Raw genomic sequence first — 17,249 nt, forward strand, 5'->3', positions numbered from 1 at the left:
AAGAGGATGCACATTATGAATCATGAACGTAGAGATTTATTGAAATTAACAGGGGCAAGTATTGCAGTCGCAGGTATGACATCAATAATTACAGCGCCAGTATTAGCGCAACCAAATACAAATTTCAGTGAGCTCTGGGATAAAACCTTTGTAAAGAGTGATAACGTTGAACATAAAAAAGTCACATTCAAAAATCGCTATGGTTTAACCTTAGTCGGAGATTTATATCAACCTAAACATACCAGTGGGTTATTTGCTGCAATAGTATTGAGTGGTCCATTTGGCGCAGTAAAAGAGCAGTCTTCGGGGTTGTATGCGCAAACATTAGCAGAGCGTGGTTTTATTACCCTCGCATTTGATCCCTCTTTTACAGGAGAAAGCGGGGGCGAGCCTCGAAATGTTGCTTCTGCGGATATCAATACGGAAGACTTTAGTGCGGCTGTTGATTTTTTAGGTCTACAGCCAAATGTTGACCGTAGCCGTATTGGGGTGCTAGCTATTTGTGGATTAAGTGGTATGGCTTTAACTGCAGCGAGTAGCGATTCACGTATTAAAGCCGTAGCGACAGCATCAATGTACGATATGTCTCGCAGCATTAGCCGTGGGTACCAAGATAGTTACACCATTGAAGAACGACATAAAGTGATTGATTATCTTAGCCAGCAGCGCTGGAAAGATGCAAAAAATGAACACTATGCTTTAGGTTACCATGAGGTACCATTCGATGAAGATGGCAACATTATCGAGGGACAACGTGTTTTACCGGAGACTTTGCCAGAGAATGCACCGCCTGTATTAGCCGCATTTTTTGATTATTATCGTACTCCTCGAGGTTTTCATCCTCGTTCAATTAACTCAACAACCGCGTGGACAGCAACAACGCCTATATCTTTTTTTAATTTTCCAATGCATACCAATATTGAAATGATATCACCAAGACCAATTTTGCTGATTGCAGGGGAAAATGCACATTCTCGTTATTATTCTGAAGATGTGTACAAAGTCGCTTCAGAACCTAAAGAACTCTTGATTATTCCAAATGCTGATCATGTTGATTTATATGATAATCCAAGCAAGATCCCTTTCGATAAACTCACTGTTTTTTTTCAGCAAAATTTATAAGTTATAGCCTGTTTAGTCATTAAATCACAATTGAGGTAAATACATTGAGAAAAATACTGTTTACTTTGTTGGTCAATTTTACAATGACTTTCTTTGCTTTTTCTTCGAGCGAGACTCGTCAGTTTCCTATTCCAAACACGGTCAGCACACAGATGCAGTCTTTGATTGCCAAACCTGCATCTTCGTGGGACGTTCATCCTAAAAATGCACAAGAGTGGAATCAATGGGTTCAAGATTTTGATACTGCAATTGAAACAACATTACCCGCGTTGCGCCAACAATTAGAAGTTTCATTAGAAGCGAATAAACTCGGTAACGTGCCTATTTTTATTCTTACCCCTAAACGGATGAAAAAAGAAAATCAAGACCGTGTGTTGCTCAATCTTCATGGGGGGGGTTATGTTCTTGGTGCGGGAGAAGCAGGGACATTAGAGGCAACTTATATGGCGGGGATCGCAGGGTATCGAGTCATTGTGGTTGATTACCGAATGCCACCAGAACATCCTTATCCAGCCGCACTAGATGATGCTTTTGATGCTTATCAAACGTTATTAAAAAGTGTACCCGCAAATAAAATTGGTGTATTTGGCACTTCGGCGGGCGGTGGCATGACGCTAGCCCTTATGTTACGGATTAAGACGGCTGGGTTACCTTTGCCTGCTGCTATAGCCCCCGGTACACCTTGGTCTGATTTAACAAAAACTGGGGATAGCTATTTTACGAATGAAGGCGTCGATAATGTTTTAGTCAGCTATGATGGCTGGTTAGGTGATGCAGCAAAGCTTTACGCGAATGGGTATGATTTAAAAAACCCAATGCTTTCACCTATTTATAGTGACGTTACAGGATTTCCTCCCACATTATTAACCTCAGGTACGCGAGATTTATTTTTAAGTAACACTGTTCGTATGCACTTAAAATTACGTCAAGCAGGCGTTGATGCAAATTTAATTATATTTGAAGGAATGTCTCATGCTCAGTACCATATGGACCCAAATGCATCCGAAACTATGACTCATTTCACTGAGGTGGGGCACTTTTTCTCACGGTATTTAAGATGAATGTAATATGGTGTTATCGTCATGTTCATAACGTTTTTTATATATAAAGAACGAGTACTAATGCCATGTTTTTTGAATCTTTGCTCTAATCTTATCGCTTAACGCTCGCCTCACTCTGTGAAGTTTGAGGAAAATTACCGATCTTTAGCTGTACAAGTTTATGTGTAACTGGGCTACTATAACGGTAGAAAAATGTCTTAATGCCGGTTGCGCCACAAAATACACGTAAACCTGTATTTTCACCTGTATCAGAGCTATCTCTACTGGCAGGTTTCATTGCCTCAATGGCTTTCGTTGATAAGGGTTTTGCTGGCGGCTTTTGGCTAATAAGTGTTACCTTGTTTAGCGCTGAGTATAAGATAATTAAAGATTTTTAGTGAAAAGTGTAGGTTGTCAGCTTTGTTAGGCCATTAGGTCATATCACCGCCAACAGCCTACACTTATATATGGGATTCTGTGATATTTTATAAGATATAATGTTACCTTATGAGACAATGAATAAGCATAGAATCAAGTTAATTCAATAAGTTAATATAGATAACTCCATGACTGACAGCCAAAATTTCGAATCCCACACCCCCATGATGCAGCAGTACCTAAAACTAAAAGCACAACACTCAGACATACTGCTGTTTTATCGTATGGGGGATTTTTACGAACTCTTCTTCGATGATGCCAAAAAAGCATCGCAATTACTGGATATCTCCCTAACTAAACGAGGGCAATCCGCAGGACAACCGATCCCAATGGCGGGAGTCCCGCACCATGCGGCTGAGGGCTATTTGGCCAAATTAGTGCAAATGGGCGAATCTGTCGCAATTTGCGAACAAATTGGCGATCCCGCCACCAGTAAAGGCCCCGTTGAACGCCAAGTTGTGCGCATTGTGACTCCGGGCACCATTACAGATGAAGCCTTATTAAATGAGCGCCAAGACAATCTACTCGCCGCAGTTTGGCAAGACCAACAAGGTTATGGCTTTGCTACCTTAGATATCACTTCAGGGCGCTTTATTATCAGCGAAATTGCTGATGAAGAAGCACTTCAAGCCGAATTACAACGCACACGACCTGCTGAGCTTCTTTATCCAGAAGACTTTGCCAGTATGGCACTCATTGAACATAATAAAGGCCTACGCCGTCGCCCTTTATGGGAATATGAACTTGATACGGCAAAACAGCAACTCGGTCTACAATTTGGCACTAAAGATTTAGTTGGCTTTGGGGTGGATAATGCCCATAAAGCCCTGCGAGCTGCGGGTTGTTTACTGCAATATGTGAAAGATACACAGCGCACCTCATTGCCACATATTCGCAGTATTGTGATGGAAAAGCAGCATGATAATGTTATTTTAGACGCAGCAACACGCCGTAATTTAGAGATCACACAAAACCTTGCAGGTGGTACTGAAAACACATTAGCCGCTATTTTAGACATGTGTGTCACGCCAATGGGCAGCCGCATGTTGAAACGCTGGCTGCATACGCCATTACGTAACATTCAAGTACTGAATAACCGTCAACAAGCAATTAGCGCACTACAAGAGTGTGGGTTTGAATTACAACCTTTTTTACGTCAAATTGGCGATTTAGAACGCGTCTTAGCACGTCTTGCATTGCGCTCAGCCCGCCCTCGCGACTTAACGCGTATGCGACATGCATTCCAGCAATATCAAGACATCCATCAAATATTGGGGCAATCCAATAGCGCCTACTTGCAAGATTTACAACAGCGGATTGGCCAATTTGATGAGCTACAAGCGTTACTTGAAAGAGCCATTATCGATGCTCCGCCAGTCTTAGTACGTGATGGTGGCGTAATCGCCCCAGGCTATAACAGCGAACTTGATGAATGGCGTGCTCTGGCTGATGGTGCAACAGATTACCTAGATAGACTAGAAGTTCGCGAAAGAGAAAAACTGGGAATAGATACCCTTAAAGTCGGCTATAACGCCGTACATGGTTACTATATTCAAGTGAGTCGCGGTCAAAGCCACCTAACTCCAATTCATTACGTTCGTCGCCAAACCTTAAAGAATGCCGAACGTTACATTATTCCTGAATTAAAAGAATATGAAGATAAAGTACTGACATCAAAAGGCAAAGCATTAGCTATTGAAAAAGCACTCTATGATGAACTCTTTGATATCTTATTGCCTCACCTTGCTGCGCTGCAAACCAGTGCTGAAGCATTGTCTGAATTGGATGTTTTAGCCAACCTTGCTGAACGAGCAGAAACATTAGGCTACGCATGTCCTCAACTAACAGAAAAAGCAGGTATTCAAATTACCGAAGGTCGTCATCCCGTAGTTGAACAGGTGCTCAGTGAGCCTTTTATTTCAAATCCATTATCTTTATCGCCACAGCGTCGTTTATTAATCATCACTGGACCAAATATGGGTGGTAAAAGCACCTATATGCGCCAAACTGCATTGATTACACTATTAGCGTATATTGGTAGCTTTGTCCCTGCGAGCAAAGCAGTTATTGGCCCAATAGACCGTATTTTTACCCGAGTGGGCGCTTCGGATGACCTCGCCTCTGGTCGTTCAACTTTTATGGTGGAAATGACCGAAACCGCTAATATCTTGCATAATGCGACAGAGCATAGTCTGGTATTAATGGATGAAATCGGCCGAGGAACATCCACCTACGATGGTTTATCTCTTGCTTGGGCATGTGCAGAAAATTTAGTGAATAAAATTAAGGCAATGACTTTATTTGCAACTCACTATTTTGAATTAACCACCTTACCAGAAAAACTTGAAGGCGCTGTCAATATTCACCTCGATGCTATTGAGCACGGTGATACCATCGCCTTTATGCATAATGTCCAAGAAGGCGCCGCAAGTAAAAGTTATGGCCTAGCCGTTGCCTCACTTGCTGGTGTGCCAAAAGATGTTATAAAGCGCGCCAAGCAAAAGCTAAAAGAGCTGGAAATCATCTCTAACAATGCCAATGCCAGCCATGTAGACAGCGCACAGCTAAGCTTTTTAGCCACCACGGAGCCTGAGCCATCACCGATTTTAACTGCCTTAGAAGGTATTGATCCAGACAAACTGACGCCACGACAAGCCCTTGATTGGATTTATCGATTGAAGGATATGGATAACTAACATGGATGAGTACGCAGAGCTATTAGCCCCAATTCGACAATTTTTACAGTGTGAAACGCCTGATGCATGGGTGCAAAAGGCGTGCTTACCTGAAAACCTACCGATTATCTTAAAAGACCACTTATTATGTGAGTTGAAGGCAGCACAAAGCGCCATGTTTTTAATTCGTAAGTATGCGGTAGATAAAGAGAGCGCGGCAACCTTGCTAGAATGGTTTAAACCCTATGAATCATTTGCTTATGACCGTATCGGTGATGTCCACACGCTAAGAAATAAAAACCAAATCTCAAAGCAGATACTGGCAAGGAAACAGTCGCCCTATAGCCAAGATTTAATTGATAAAATGGTATTGCTCATCAAAGAAGAACTGCACCATTTTTATCAAGTACTGGAAATTATGCATGAACGTCATATTCCGTATGATGGCATCACTGCGGGCCGCTACGCTAAGAGGTTGTTTAGTCACATCAGCCCTCATGACCCAAAAACATTGGTCGATAAACTGATCATTGGCGCTTACATTGAAGCGCGCTCTTGTGAACGCTTTGCAAAATTAGCCCCTTTTTTAGATGAACAGCTATCAAACTTTTATATTTCATTACTGAGATCAGAGGCTCGCCATTATCAAGATTACCTACATCTTGCCCAATTAATTAGCAAGCAAGACATCAGTGAGCGTGTTCATTATTTTGGCACCATAGAAGCGGAGTTAATTTCCAGCCCTGATGAAGATTTTAAATTTCACAGTGGTGTGCCAACTCATTAGCCTAACTTTTATAGCAAAAGCCCTTATAAACTTTCGCTTATAAGGGCTTTAATTATCTCTATCTCGTTATATTCTACATATTGAATAAAGCTTCTAATGTCAGGTCTTCACCATGCAAAATATCTTTTAACCGTTTTAAACCTTCCACTTGGATCTGACGAACTCTCTCACGAGTGAGCCCAATTTCGTGCCCAACCTCTTCCAGAGTTTCTGCTTCATAGCCTAAAAGCCCAAAACGTCGCGCTAAAACTTCCCTTTGTTTTGGGTTCAATTCATATAACCACTTAATAATATTTTCTTTTAAGTTGTTATCTTGGATTGTATTTTCTGGACCGGAATCATTATCATCAGACAGTACCTCAAGCAAAGATTTCTCTGAGTCTCCTGCAACTGGTGAGTCAACCGATGTAATACGTTCATTTAAACGTAGCATACGGCTAACATCTTCTACAGGTTTATCTAACTGCTCAGCGATCTCTTCAGGGCTGGGTTCATGATCCAACTTCTGGGCTAATTCACGTGCGGTGCGGAGGTAAATATTAAGTTCTTTAACAATATGAATAGGGAGGCGAATAGTACGAGTTTGATTCATTATTGCGCGTTCGATCGTTTGCCGAATCCACCACGTTGCATATGTCGAAAAACGAAAACCTTTTTCAGGATCAAATTTTTCAACAGCACGAATCAACCCAAGGTTACCTTCCTCAATCAAATCGAGCAAAGCAAGCCCTCGGTTATTATAACGGCGAGAAATTTTCACTACCAAACGAAGATTACTTTCGATCATGCGCTGGCGTGATGCAATATCCCCCCGCAATGCACGCCTTGAATAGAAAACTTCTTCTTCAGCAGTTAGTAGTGGTGAGAATCCAATTTCACTGAGATAAATTTGAGTAGCATCCAGAACACGCTGATTCGTGTTCTGGAGTAAATCCATGTCATCATCCAGTTCTGAAACTAGGATCTCTTCTTTAAACTGGCTCTCGTCGAATGCATCATCTAAATGACTTTCTTCGAGGTCATTGTATAACTCGTTAACCTTTACCGAACTTTGGCTCATCAGTGACTCCTACCCTAGATAATGCGGACAGAATGTCTAAGCACTCTGCCCAGTTTATCGTTGCGGTAAATAACGCAACGGGTTTACTGATTTTCCCTTGTAACGAATTTCAAAGTGTAGTCTAACCGAACTGGTTCCAGTACTACCCATCGTAGCTATTTTTTGACCTTCAGCCACATCCTGTTGGTCACGCACTAACAACGTATCGTTGTGTGCATAGGCACTTAAGTAGTCATCGTTATGTTTTATAATTATTAGATTTCCATATCCACGCAAAGCATTACCTGCGTAAACGACTTTTCCTGGCGCAGCTGCAAGCACAGTTTGGCCTCGGGAACCGGCAATATCTACCCCTTTATTTCCACCTTGCGCATCAGAGAAATTTTCAATAATTTTCCCTTCTGCCGGCCAACGCCATTTGATAGACGAATTATTTGTGCTATTGACTGCGGTTTTCGTGGTCGTAGTTGTTGTCGAAACTTGCGTTGCAGGTTTCTTATTATTAGGCAACATCTTACCTGAAGTTTGACCACTACCATTTTCAGGATACTCATTAGTTGCTCGAAGATCAACCGGTTGCTGAGGACTATTTGATGCTAATTGAGTGTTCGAGCTCACATTTGTGTTACCAATATTAATGACTTGACCAACATTTAAGCTGTATGGTTCTGGAATATTGTTACGTGATGCTAACTCGCGGAAATCATTACCTGTTATATAAGCAATATAAAATAACGTGTCCCCACGCTGGACAGTATAACTATTACCGTTATAACTACCTTTTGGAATGCTGCCATAGTCACGGTTATACACAATACGCCCTTCTCCATTGGTCATCACAGAGGTTGAGCCACGATTAATAGGCTGTGTATTGGTATTGCTGGATAAATTAGGGCGAGATGACGGCATCGCCGTGCTCATGCCTGTATTTGGTGATGAGGCGGGGGTTGTCCTTTGTACCGTTGACTGGCTAGATTGGCTATCATTCACACTCGAAATAGGTGCAGCAGGATGATATGGCGTAGAACACCCCGCTAATAGCGCCCCGCTAAATGAAAAGATGACTGCCCATCGAATTCTGCTTATAGGGCTAACAATTTTCATGCTTCTTCTCCCGTGAAGAAAAATCTGGCGTGACAATCCAAAATGATGTCAGCAATAGAAATACCATAAAATATTCCACTTATTAAAGCAGAAATACAAAATAGTGAACAAGTTAAATATATCAAAAATATAACAATTTGGGAGTATGACTTAATAATTCAAGCCTGTACCCCAATTTTAGGGAGGTAAAATATCATATTTAGAATAGTTTTACTGCTATTTGCGTTAGTCAGACATTTGCAATGGTATTTTATTTAACATCATCAGAAAAAATTACTTAGCTTTATAATCAATAAATACCATTGCAAATAAATTAAAGTAAATCACCTGCTATCAATGGGACAAAACGCACTTTCTCAATCACATTGGCATGGTAATCATTACCGTGGCGAGTGATTAATTTAAGAGTTTGGTCTTTATCACCGACAGGTAAAACCATCCGACCGCCATCTTTTAGCTGCCCTAGTAGCATCGTTGGCACTTCCGTGGGGGCCGCTGTGACAATAATTGCATCAAAGGGAGCTTTTGACTGCCAACCTTCCCAACCATCACCATGTCGCGTTGAAACATTATGTAAATCAAGTTGTTTTAAGCGGCGCTTGGCAGTCCATTGCAAACTTTTCACTCGTTCTACAGAAAATACATGATGTGCTAAATGGGCTAATACCGCAGTTTGATACCCTGACCCCGTCCCGATTTCAAGCACTTGATCATTCGATGTTAAAGCCAGTAAAGCCGTCATTTTCGCGACAATATAGGGTTGTGAGATTGTTTGCCCATGACCTATGGGTAACGGGATATTATCGTAGGCTTTATGAGAGAGCGCTTCATCCACAAACCGTTCGCGAGGAACGCGTGAGACTGCATCTAATAGGCGCTCATCGTGAATTCCCTGTTGGCGTAATTGAGCCAAAAGTTCTTTCATGAGCCCTGTATTCATTTTACTGACACTCCTGATTTTTCCAGCCACTCTTCTACTAAAGAGTGCGCTTTATAGGCAGTTAAGTCCACTTGCAATGGCGTTATTGAGACATAGCCGTTTTGTACCGCTTCAAAATCTGTTCCTGGGCCTGCATCACGAATTTCCCCAACAGGGCCTAGCCAATACAGCATATTGCCTTTCGGATCTTTAAGATCATAAACCTCAGAGGCGGCATGGCGGCTTCCACAACGCGTGACTTTAATGCCCTTAATTTCATCATAAGGAATATCAGGCACATTGATATTCAGGATATTTCCTGCTCGTAATGGGTTCTTTTGTAAGAGTGCTAAAATGTCGCAAGTGACTTTTGCGGCACTTTCGTAGTGAACCTCTCCATCTAATGATACCGCAATGGACGGAAGCCCTAAATGACGTCCCTCCGTTGCCGCAGCAACCGTACCTGAATAAATCACGTCATCCCCTAGATTGGGGCCGCGGTTGATACCCGACACCACGATGTCAGGGCGTGGGCGAACCACTTTGTTTACCCCAATATAGACGCAATCGGTCGGCGTTCCTTCTTGCACGGCAAGATCGCCATTACTTAAAGTTTGAATTTTTAATGGCTTATCAAGGGTCAATGCATTGGATGCACCGCTACGATTACGGTCTGGGGCTATTACTTGAACATGATAATATTGGCGCAGTGCCGCCGCTAGGGTTTGAATACCCGGCGCATTCACACCATCGTCATTACTCAATAAAATCTTTAGCATCGACATTATCCATTGATGTAATTGAAGTTTATTTTTAAGTGCAAGGATATTGTCCTGCCTGTTGTCCTAAAAACTTTTAGTGACCAATAAAATGACTCTAAAATCTATGAGCGTCACGTTAATGATATAACACTATTATGTGATTAGGCTAGTTTGCTATTTTATCAACCCCTCTCATTTTTGTGTCACAATTTCGGCACAGCTCTTTAGACTATAAATGAACCTGCATGATAATTATTCACTATATACCCCTTAAATGTAGCGTCGTATGTTCTACCCCAACAAATAAATTACAAACACCTGCCGGGAGATGATGCAGTGGTGGGCAGCCCTTAAACTCTTTTAATATTCGTTACAGTCGTGTCTTGCAGTGTTGCTGTATTTTTTATTAAGACACCGGATGCGTTAGCCTGATAAATGGCGTTAACCTGGCTATCCTGTATTGGCCCATCAAGTGTAATAGGTGTATTGGAGTAGGTTGACGTAACTTTGTTGATCGAAATTCCGACTGTATCCCCCATGACAGAGGCAACACCATATCCAGAGCTGACGCGAACAACTGAACCACCATATGAGCCGCCAGAGTCAGCCACGTCATCAACAGCGATATTTTTCAGCTTAGATCCACCACTGTTAAGTAACCTTACACCGTTATGGTCCCCGCACCCCTTCACATTCCAGATCCTGACATCTTCGATATCTGTGCCAAAACCCCTATCTGCATATCCTCCAACCTGCATCGGGTAGATGTAATTGCCATCAGGATACACTCGGCCATCTTTACGTAACGCGCTAAGCGCAATCGTATCGTCAAGCGTTATACCTGAGATGCCGTAAATCCGGCCATTTTTGCACCCCATGCGGACATCAATCCCGTCACCATTTTTTACTGTGGTGTTGAAATCGATGTTGAATACTTCAAAGTTATCGCACCCGTGCTCCTGAGAAATAGCCCAGCATGTTGTTTTACTGATATGAAAATCATGGACTTTATAGTTTTTAACATTAGCCAAAAGAATTGGAATGGTTCTCCAGCCATAAAAATCCCCTACCCATGGAATTGCAGTACCACCATTAATAGGGTGAGGGGCTGTATATGGCACATCAGGCCCTTCTATAAACGCCGAATCAGTACCAGTGCCAAATATTCGAATATTCACGTTTTCGTTTAATGCGGTAGCGACAAGAAATGGATCGCTAGATGGAACAATGCCGTCATTACGTATGATATTGTCGAACACCCCATTCGCCAGTTTTAGCTTGCTGTGATTTAGATAGAGCCAGCAATTACTCGGTATTAATAATGCGCTTGATATTGTCCATGTTGATGTTTGTACAGGTGATACCGTATCAATACCTAGATCAAGAACGCCCCAGCCCCGTCTTTTGATGTATGCAAGAGCATTTCTTATTCGTTCATCTTGTGTGTCTCCCTCAAAATCGTTCGGTGATATACGACTTCCATCAGGAGACATGTCAAACTCTAACTTACTGATCATCGACGATAGGTCACTAATATCATTAATAATATCATCTAGTCGCTTATCTAGTCTCTCTGCTACAATAGACATTTTACTGTATTCCTCACCCGCCGATGTTTTATATGTACGATAGGCCCACACCGAACCAGGTGGCACTAAAACAGTTCCATTCCCCTTAAACGTAGAGAACAGCACAGGCGCAAGATCTGCATCACGAAATACCCAAGTCCAATTAACATCCGTTCTTGCTCCACTGACTGTCATTGACTCTATATTCTGCACATTAATTCTAAAATAAGCTCGATCCTTACCTGGTGCGATGGCAGATGGGTTTTCGGGGTAAGTATTAGCTGATGCACCTGATACCGGAGATACGGTAATGTTTACACTGCGATTAACGTAAAGTTCTTCATGTATTCTTTTATCTGTGTACGATTTTGATAGGTCAAGTTCACTGAGTCCTGAGTCCTCCCACGCACTTTCACCAGTGCGTACGGCTGCTACAATAGACATTTTACTGTATTCCTCACCCGCCGATGTTTTATATGTACGATAGGCCCACACCGAACCAGGTGGCACTAAAACAGTTCCATTCCCCTTAAACGTAGAGAACAGCACAGGCGCAAGATCTGCATCACGAAATACCCAAGTCCAATTAACATCCGTTCTTGCTCCACTGACTGTCATTGACTCTATATTCTGCACATTAATTCTAAAATAAGCTCGATCCTCACCTGGTGAGATGGCAGATGGGTTTTCGGGGTAAGTATTAGCTGATGCACCTGATACCGGAGATACGGTAATGTTTTGCTGAGTAACGATGCTTTTAAATATCCACACTTTTTTTGTATCGAGCGCCTTCGCTACATGACCAGTTTGAGACGGTATAGTAGCCAGAAGCTCAGCTTCAGTTAAAAAGAACTCCTGCCCTGAGTTTAAGGAAATAATGGTTTGAGACATATTTTCTACAGAGCTAGCAGTAATCTCAGACTTTTCGGCGGCAGTTTCAGCGCGTCGAATATAACTTTCCGTATCGGCTTTAATCGCATCGGAAGTTTTCTTTGCCTCATTAGCTGCATCCTTTGCTATTACCGCTGCTTCCACAGTAGGGCCTGCTGATACGGCGGCTTCTTCAAGTCCTTTTATTGTTAACCTCTCATTGTCCTGCCGATCAACATATGTAAGAAATTCAGAGTTAACAAATTCGTCAATTTTACCTGAGTTATATTTCAGGTCGCGCGGTGCTTCACTTGGAACTGGGTTTTGTGTTGGAATTGTAGACATAATTTTTCCTAATAAAAAAGCCAGCTCTTATGGCTGGCTTGTTGGTTAATGATTGCTGTTATGCGTTATAGTCGGCTTTTGCGTCGAAATATTCGGTTGCGGTTATTGTGTAGCGTTCACCACCTAATGGGCGTTTGTCCGTGATGACCCACTTAGTCATTTCTAACTCATCTGAAGTGGCAATGATGTAACGTGATGCAACTTGTTTGTTATACCCATCGTAGAAATTGAGTTCGATATCTTCTGGCACACCTGCAATAAAGCCGAACTCAGTATCTTCGCTAGGCTCCGCTTTAAACTTCTGCGTTGTGTAACCCATGCTATCAGTGAGATACACCCACATTTCATCATCAAATTTGATTTTCTCACTGGTTTTGAATGCCTCTCCTTTTCGTTCAGTGATGTAACCTGCTTGCTGATTTGAGTCGTAAGTATCGGCTATCAGCACCATGTCTGATGGGTACACATTCCCACCGTCGGCTAGGGTTGTCAGGCTGATACTTGTTCGTTGATGAATAAGTCGGTTAGCTTCTAACAATGCTCTATCCATTGCTTGGTAACGATTACGGCAGCCTTGCAAAACTATCTTATTAGGCGTGCATGATAACCCTTCAGTGATTCCGTTCTCATCAACTCGAAATCGGATATAGTCTTTCTTATTGCGAACCGGCTCGACATATTCCAGCTCAATCCCGTCATACCCACTCGGCATAGACATGTCATACGATATCTTCATGTCGTTACCTGTGATATTCGAGCGGTTGAATGTAGTCATTGGAAATTCGCTGGATTGCTCGCGGGAGAATGTGAGCACTGCATTGTCGAAATAAGCGGTTACCCGTGCGGTATTACAGATAGTTTCGATGCGTTGGCCTAGAGAAATATCTTCATCGTCAAAGGTGTAATCAAAATACCCCAATCGTTCATCTGGCAAGTTATCGTTAATCCGATATAGCCCGTCAATGTCGATATTCTTCTCGCTTTCGCCCGCAGTAATTAGCCAAGTGTGCAGCACTGCATCAGCAAAACTCCGTGATGGCCTGAACGTATAATCAACTTGCTTTGATACTCGGTCATACGAAATAACCATGCGAGTAGCCAGCAGATTGTATTTGCGCTCTCTTGCTCCCGTTGGCGCTTCAGTTGCTCTCACTGACACATTAACAATCGTGTCATTCTCAAAAACAACATTCTCACGAACTCGCACAATGTGAGCATTTTCGACTTTCATGATGCTTTGGTCACTACTGTTATTGCGTCGAGTGAGTTGCACTGCGTAACGTCCACGGCCTGAGTTAAGCGTTACTTTGTCCGTTTTATAATAAACTCGCGAGCCATTGTTAGCGCTCAACGCTGAGTTTATACGCTGCCTAGTTCCTGCAATTTCTTCGTTGTTAATATCAACTTTCCAGATATCTATATCTGCATTGCAGTTTTTCCCGCCACCAAGCTGCGCTTGAAGGTGAATCCACATCTGGTCGCCATCAACAGGGGAGAAGAACGGGCCCACTGTTAAAAACTGATTGTCATACAGAATGAATTTCGTTGTGTTCACTACTGCATTCGGTGGAAGTTGCGCTAAGTCAGTGCCAGTTAAGTTTGTGAAAAAGAATTCGTAATAATATATTTTGCCAATTAGGGCTCCATCATCACTTTCTTTTGCGTCAACGAGTTGTGCATCTATTTTCACATCTTTAGTGACTACACCCTGCGGAGTGTCGTAACTCACATTCACAGTCATTGAGATAGAACGCGGCTTTGTGAGCTCATAGAAGTATTCAAACTCATCTTGCTTTACGATTTTTATCGCAGCTTCGCCACCTTTTATCTCGCCTGAAACGACCTCTTTTGCCGTTGCGGTTTGCTGTGGGATATCTTTACTTTCGTTAGGCCCCGGCAATTCTTGTCCGTCGATATCAGGGAACTCAAAACCCTCGTTAATCAGCGGGATAACTTCTTTTGGCCTGTATATCCTGTAACTTGCCCCTGCCATCGCAGTGAAATCAGATTCGGCAAATCGGATACTTTCTGTTTTATATTCGCCAATGCCGATGTTTAGCCACTCGGTTACAGTCTTGAGGTTGTTGTTATACTCAAACATAGACTGCTGAATGAGGTCAGGAAACGCCCTTACTTGCCCGTGTATTTCTGGTCTTGCCTGATACGCTCGAGCAACGTTTGTTTGTCCTGTAAGTCTATTGTTCGGGCTATCTTTAACATTCGACTCAGCCGCAGAGAATGACGGTGTTTTTGGTGCAAGAAACGAGAATACTTTCGTGACTAGGTTAAATACCGGATTCAGGATATCGCCAATAACGCCCTTTGGTTGGTCGAACACTTGAATAAAGTGAGTCGGTGTTATCTCGAAATCCAACTCATCATCTTCTTGCAGCTCACGACCGTTAACGATAATCAGAACATCACTATTTAGCTGCTGATGCACTAGAAAGTCGCTATAAAAAAAAGAGCCGACTGTTAAATCGACTCTTTCTTTAGGTGTTCCCGCTACTCGCTGAATTTCAACTATCGGCATATTTCATAAACTCCAATTTCGTGAATTTCTTCTCAAGCACAATGAGCCTATCCATTCTCACAGCCCCATTCTCGCCTCGGCTATGAAATGCATTGCCATCGATAATTAATCCGATGTGAGCAGGCTGAGAGCCGCGATAACCAATGAATATCCCATCATCTACTGGATGCTCGGTGCGTTGCCAGAATTCGACTTCATTCTCATAGCAGGTTACAAAATCATGGTCCGATTCGTAGCCAGCATCATGATGAATTTCCGTACCTAGTACGTACTTAAAATACAACACGACAAGGCCCCAGCAATCGCACTCATTCAAAGTACACGCCCGATTCTTCCACGGCTTGCCAATCATCCGATTAATAAACTCTAATTTCGTCATTAAACCGTCTCCAGCCCTGTGAATTCTTCCATTGTGTAAATACGCCCAACGTTCTTATTTAGCGGGTTATTCATTGACAGTGTGACAGTGACCGATTCCGCATCGAGTGAACAGTCCTTCACGTACAGCGACCACTCGCTTATCGGATTATCTTTATCAGCTGAATCAAATAACCTGAACGTTGCTACTATTGGCTTCATTCGAGTATTTGACCGCCATAGCTTGAGTTGCTGCTTAAAGTCCTGCGCTACTCGGCTGAACTTAACCGAAGCATCGATAATCGGCGTTTTACTTTGCTGGCTTTCAGCGAGTTCAAAGTTACACGGCTGATATTCAATACCACCCAAGACTTTAGGTTCTATCTGCAAGCTGACTAAATGAATGTTTCCGAATGATGGGTGATAGAACTGAATAGTTTCGTAGAATGTGCGCATTGGTCGTTGCGCTCTGTATTCTCTTAACTTCATTCTCCCCCCTTGCATCGTGGCAGGCGCTCGGTGACGACAATATCGAGCAAGCCCCAATCTCTCGGCGGTATCTCAACGATTAAATCGCCAAACTCGTCATCTTCATTAAATAGCTTGCGGCAGATTACCGATCCAGTCCAAGTAACCACGCTGCCATTAATCGACGTTTGCACTGGATAACTAATGAAATGTAGTACTTGAGGCTGAAGTCCTGACCCGCCAAGGTTTACCAGCATCCTGAACCATTTATTACAGTTATCCAGATAGTTGGGACTTCTTAACCATTGTTGGAAAGCGCGCTCCTCGTCCAGTGTAAAAATCCACTTCACATTCCACGTGGTTTTTATATCATCAGTGAGCTTTTGATATATCGGCGGTCCATACTGCGGCTGGTCAGTTCTGAACCCTGTTTCGGTAGTTCTGTTCTTATCCGCTTTTTGTGGTAACGGGAACCATTCAGGGTAGTCGATTATTTCCATAGACTCTCATCACTGATCTTTTATCAGGATAGAATATCCATATGCATAAGATATTCTGATTATACATTAATCAAATAAGGGTATTTTATGAGTGACTTTCAAATCGAATTTGACCCAACCGAAAGAGAAAACCAAAACAAACTATTGCACTTTTTATATAAGTTACATCCTGATGGTATGGATGATGACGAATACCAAGAAGCAATTAATATCTTTGATAGTTATCGTGATTTTCTATCAAGCTTCGTGTATCTCGTTGAAAGTGGTTTAATTTCAAGAGACAGTTTTAAACGAGCAAACTCAGATCATTCAGTGGTTGTCAGGCCGTGGATGACAGTTATTACTCGTGACGGGATTGATTACTTGCGGTGTGATGGCGGTCTAAGCGCGATATTGAATGTCACTACAATAAAATTTCATGATGACTCTATTGAGGCATTAAAGAGCATAATCATGAATTCAAGCCAACCCCCCGAGCATAAGCAGAAATTGATTCGTGAGCTCTCAAAGCTTCCGGCAGAGTCCATAAGACACCTAGTTCTAAAACTTCTAGATGCGGGAATTTCTCGGGTTCCTGATGTATTTCAGCTAATTCAAACAGCCCTCCATTCGGCGTAAAATCTGTTTCAGGGCGCACTAATGAAAAGCGCCCGTACCCCATTTTTTTACCGAAATAAATCAGAAACTCTTTTTGTGAATCAG

General features: G+C 42.4%; 16 protein-coding genes. 6 read left to right on the top strand and 10 right to left on the bottom strand.

The genetic code is table 11. The features are described 5' to 3' along the window. Nucleotides 1-6 precede the first annotated feature (6 nt). Both ACLPIE_RS02200 and ACLPIE_RS02205 read left to right on the top strand, forming a co-directional pair. Complete coding sequence (locus ACLPIE_RS02200) at nt 7-1,122, top strand: alpha/beta hydrolase (RefSeq protein ID WP_430259249.1); 1,116 nt, start codon at nt 7-9, stop codon at nt 1,120-1,122. Between the two features lie 44 nt (nt 1,123-1,166). Next, entirely contained in the window at nt 1,167-2,183 is a 1,017-nt protein-coding gene (locus ACLPIE_RS02205) for an alpha/beta hydrolase (protein WP_430259251.1), read from the top strand. 91 nt (nt 2,184-2,274) lie between these two features. Here ACLPIE_RS02205 and ACLPIE_RS02210 read toward each other — a convergent pair whose 3' ends face one another. After that, nucleotides 2,275-2,460, bottom strand: a complete 186-nt coding sequence (locus ACLPIE_RS02210; protein ID WP_430259253.1) for a hypothetical protein — start codon at nt 2,458-2,460, stop codon at nt 2,275-2,277. Here ACLPIE_RS02210 and ACLPIE_RS02215 point away from each other — a divergent pair. The 3 genes from ACLPIE_RS02215 (at nt 2,384) to miaE (ending at nt 6,062) form a co-directional block, all read left to right on the top strand. After that, entirely contained in the window at nt 2,384-2,560 is a 177-nt protein-coding gene (locus tag ACLPIE_RS02215; RefSeq protein ID WP_430259429.1) for a hypothetical protein, read from the top strand. The two genes, ACLPIE_RS02210 and ACLPIE_RS02215, sit on opposite strands and share 77 nt — an antisense overlap. Nucleotides 2,561-2,728: 168 nt before the next feature. Further along, nucleotides 2,729-5,296 (top strand): DNA mismatch repair protein MutS, encoded by a 2,568-nt coding sequence (gene mutS, locus ACLPIE_RS02220; protein WP_430259255.1) that lies wholly within the window; start codon nt 2,729-2,731, stop codon nt 5,294-5,296. A gap of 1 nt (nt 5,297) precedes the next feature. Then, nucleotides 5,298-6,062, top strand: coding sequence for a tRNA isopentenyl-2-thiomethyl-A-37 hydroxylase MiaE (miaE, locus tag ACLPIE_RS02225; protein ID WP_430259257.1), 765 nt, complete (start codon nt 5,298-5,300; stop codon nt 6,060-6,062). A gap of 73 nt (nt 6,063-6,135) precedes the next feature. Here miaE and rpoS read toward each other — a convergent pair whose 3' ends face one another. The 9 genes from rpoS to ACLPIE_RS02270 all read right to left on the bottom strand — a co-directional run bounded on the left by rpoS (nt 6,136) and on the right by ACLPIE_RS02270 (nt 16,547). Further along, complete coding sequence (rpoS, locus tag ACLPIE_RS02230; RefSeq protein ID WP_430259259.1) at nt 6,136-7,122, bottom strand: RNA polymerase sigma factor RpoS; 987 nt, start codon at nt 7,120-7,122, stop codon at nt 6,136-6,138. Between the two features lie 54 nt (nt 7,123-7,176). Further along, entirely contained in the window at nt 7,177-8,226 is a 1,050-nt protein-coding gene (gene nlpD, locus ACLPIE_RS02235) for a murein hydrolase activator NlpD (protein WP_430259261.1), read from the bottom strand. A gap of 313 nt (nt 8,227-8,539) precedes the next feature. Then, nucleotides 8,540-9,166 carry a protein-L-isoaspartate(D-aspartate) O-methyltransferase gene (locus ACLPIE_RS02240; RefSeq protein ID WP_430259263.1) on the bottom strand — a complete coding sequence of 209 codons (627 nt, stop codon included), beginning with the start codon at nt 9,164-9,166 and terminating at the stop codon, nt 8,540-8,542. Next, the gene (gene surE, locus ACLPIE_RS02245) at nt 9,163-9,924 is read right to left on the bottom strand and encodes a 5'/3'-nucleotidase SurE (protein WP_430259265.1); all 762 of its coding nucleotides are present in this window, start codon (nt 9,922-9,924) and stop codon (nt 9,163-9,165) included. Before surE ends, ACLPIE_RS02240 begins: the two co-directional genes overlap by 4 nt. 332 nt (nt 9,925-10,256) lie before the next feature. Next, a complete protein-coding gene (locus ACLPIE_RS02250; RefSeq protein WP_430259267.1) occupies nt 10,257-12,365 on the bottom strand; it encodes a glycoside hydrolase family protein in 2,109 nt (702 codons plus the stop codon). A gap of 382 nt (nt 12,366-12,747) precedes the next feature. Next, nucleotides 12,748-15,222: a host specificity factor TipJ family phage tail protein gene (locus ACLPIE_RS02255; protein WP_430259269.1), complete on the bottom strand. Its 2,475-nt coding sequence runs from the start codon at nt 15,220-15,222 to the stop codon at nt 12,748-12,750. After that, the gene (locus ACLPIE_RS02260) at nt 15,209-15,601 is read right to left on the bottom strand and encodes an NlpC/P60 family protein (protein ID WP_430259271.1); all 393 of its coding nucleotides are present in this window, start codon (nt 15,599-15,601) and stop codon (nt 15,209-15,211) included. The genes ACLPIE_RS02255 and ACLPIE_RS02260 overlap by 14 nt, the downstream gene beginning before the upstream one ends. Continuing rightward, the gene (locus ACLPIE_RS02265) at nt 15,601-16,068 is read right to left on the bottom strand and encodes a DUF1833 family protein (protein WP_430259273.1); all 468 of its coding nucleotides are present in this window, start codon (nt 16,066-16,068) and stop codon (nt 15,601-15,603) included. The genes ACLPIE_RS02260 and ACLPIE_RS02265 overlap by 1 nt, the downstream gene beginning before the upstream one ends. Next, nucleotides 16,065-16,547 carry a hypothetical protein gene (locus ACLPIE_RS02270; RefSeq protein ID WP_430259275.1) on the bottom strand — a complete coding sequence of 161 codons (483 nt, stop codon included), beginning with the start codon at nt 16,545-16,547 and terminating at the stop codon, nt 16,065-16,067. Before ACLPIE_RS02270 ends, ACLPIE_RS02265 begins: the two co-directional genes overlap by 4 nt. Before the next feature lie 87 nt (nt 16,548-16,634). Here ACLPIE_RS02270 and ACLPIE_RS02275 point away from each other — a divergent pair, with 87 nt between their 5' ends. Then, entirely contained in the window at nt 16,635-17,165 is a 531-nt protein-coding gene (locus ACLPIE_RS02275; RefSeq protein WP_430259277.1) for a hypothetical protein, read from the top strand. The last annotated feature ends 84 nt before the right edge of the window (nt 17,166-17,249 follow it).

It is taken from the genome of Providencia sp. Me31A (assembly GCF_050487165.1).
GTDB lineage: Bacteria > Pseudomonadota > Gammaproteobacteria > Enterobacterales > Enterobacteriaceae > Providencia.

Coding starts and splice junctions, on each gene's coding strand:
- mutS (WP_430259255.1), top strand. CDS start 2,729: ATGACTGACAGCCAAAATTTCGAATCCCACACCCCCATGATGCAGCAG.
- ACLPIE_RS02270 (WP_430259275.1), bottom strand. CDS start 16,547: ATGGAAATAATCGACTACCCTGAATGGTTCCCGTTACCACAAAAAGCG.
- ACLPIE_RS02265 (WP_430259273.1), bottom strand. CDS start 16,068: ATGAAGTTAAGAGAATACAGAGCGCAACGACCAATGCGCACATTCTAC.
- ACLPIE_RS02240 (WP_430259263.1), bottom strand. CDS start 9,166: ATGAATACAGGGCTCATGAAAGAACTTTTGGCTCAATTACGCCAACAG.
- ACLPIE_RS02275 (WP_430259277.1), top strand. CDS start 16,635: ATGAGTGACTTTCAAATCGAATTTGACCCAACCGAAAGAGAAAACCAA.
- ACLPIE_RS02255 (WP_430259269.1), bottom strand. CDS start 15,222: ATGCCGATAGTTGAAATTCAGCGAGTAGCGGGAACACCTAAAGAAAGA.
- ACLPIE_RS02260 (WP_430259271.1), bottom strand. CDS start 15,601: ATGACGAAATTAGAGTTTATTAATCGGATGATTGGCAAGCCGTGGAAG.
- rpoS (WP_430259259.1), bottom strand. CDS start 7,122: ATGAGCCAAAGTTCGGTAAAGGTTAACGAGTTATACAATGACCTCGAA.
- ACLPIE_RS02250 (WP_430259267.1), bottom strand. CDS start 12,365: ATGTCTCAAACCATTATTTCCTTAAACTCAGGGCAGGAGTTCTTTTTA.
- ACLPIE_RS02200 (WP_430259249.1), top strand. CDS start 7: ATGCACATTATGAATCATGAACGTAGAGATTTATTGAAATTAACAGGG.
- ACLPIE_RS02215 (WP_430259429.1), top strand. CDS start 2,384: ATGCCGGTTGCGCCACAAAATACACGTAAACCTGTATTTTCACCTGTA.
- ACLPIE_RS02210 (WP_430259253.1), bottom strand. CDS start 2,460: ATGAAACCTGCCAGTAGAGATAGCTCTGATACAGGTGAAAATACAGGT.
- miaE (WP_430259257.1), top strand. CDS start 5,298: ATGGATGAGTACGCAGAGCTATTAGCCCCAATTCGACAATTTTTACAG.
- surE (WP_430259265.1), bottom strand. CDS start 9,924: ATGCTAAAGATTTTATTGAGTAATGACGATGGTGTGAATGCGCCGGGT.
- nlpD (WP_430259261.1), bottom strand. CDS start 8,226: ATGAAAATTGTTAGCCCTATAAGCAGAATTCGATGGGCAGTCATCTTT.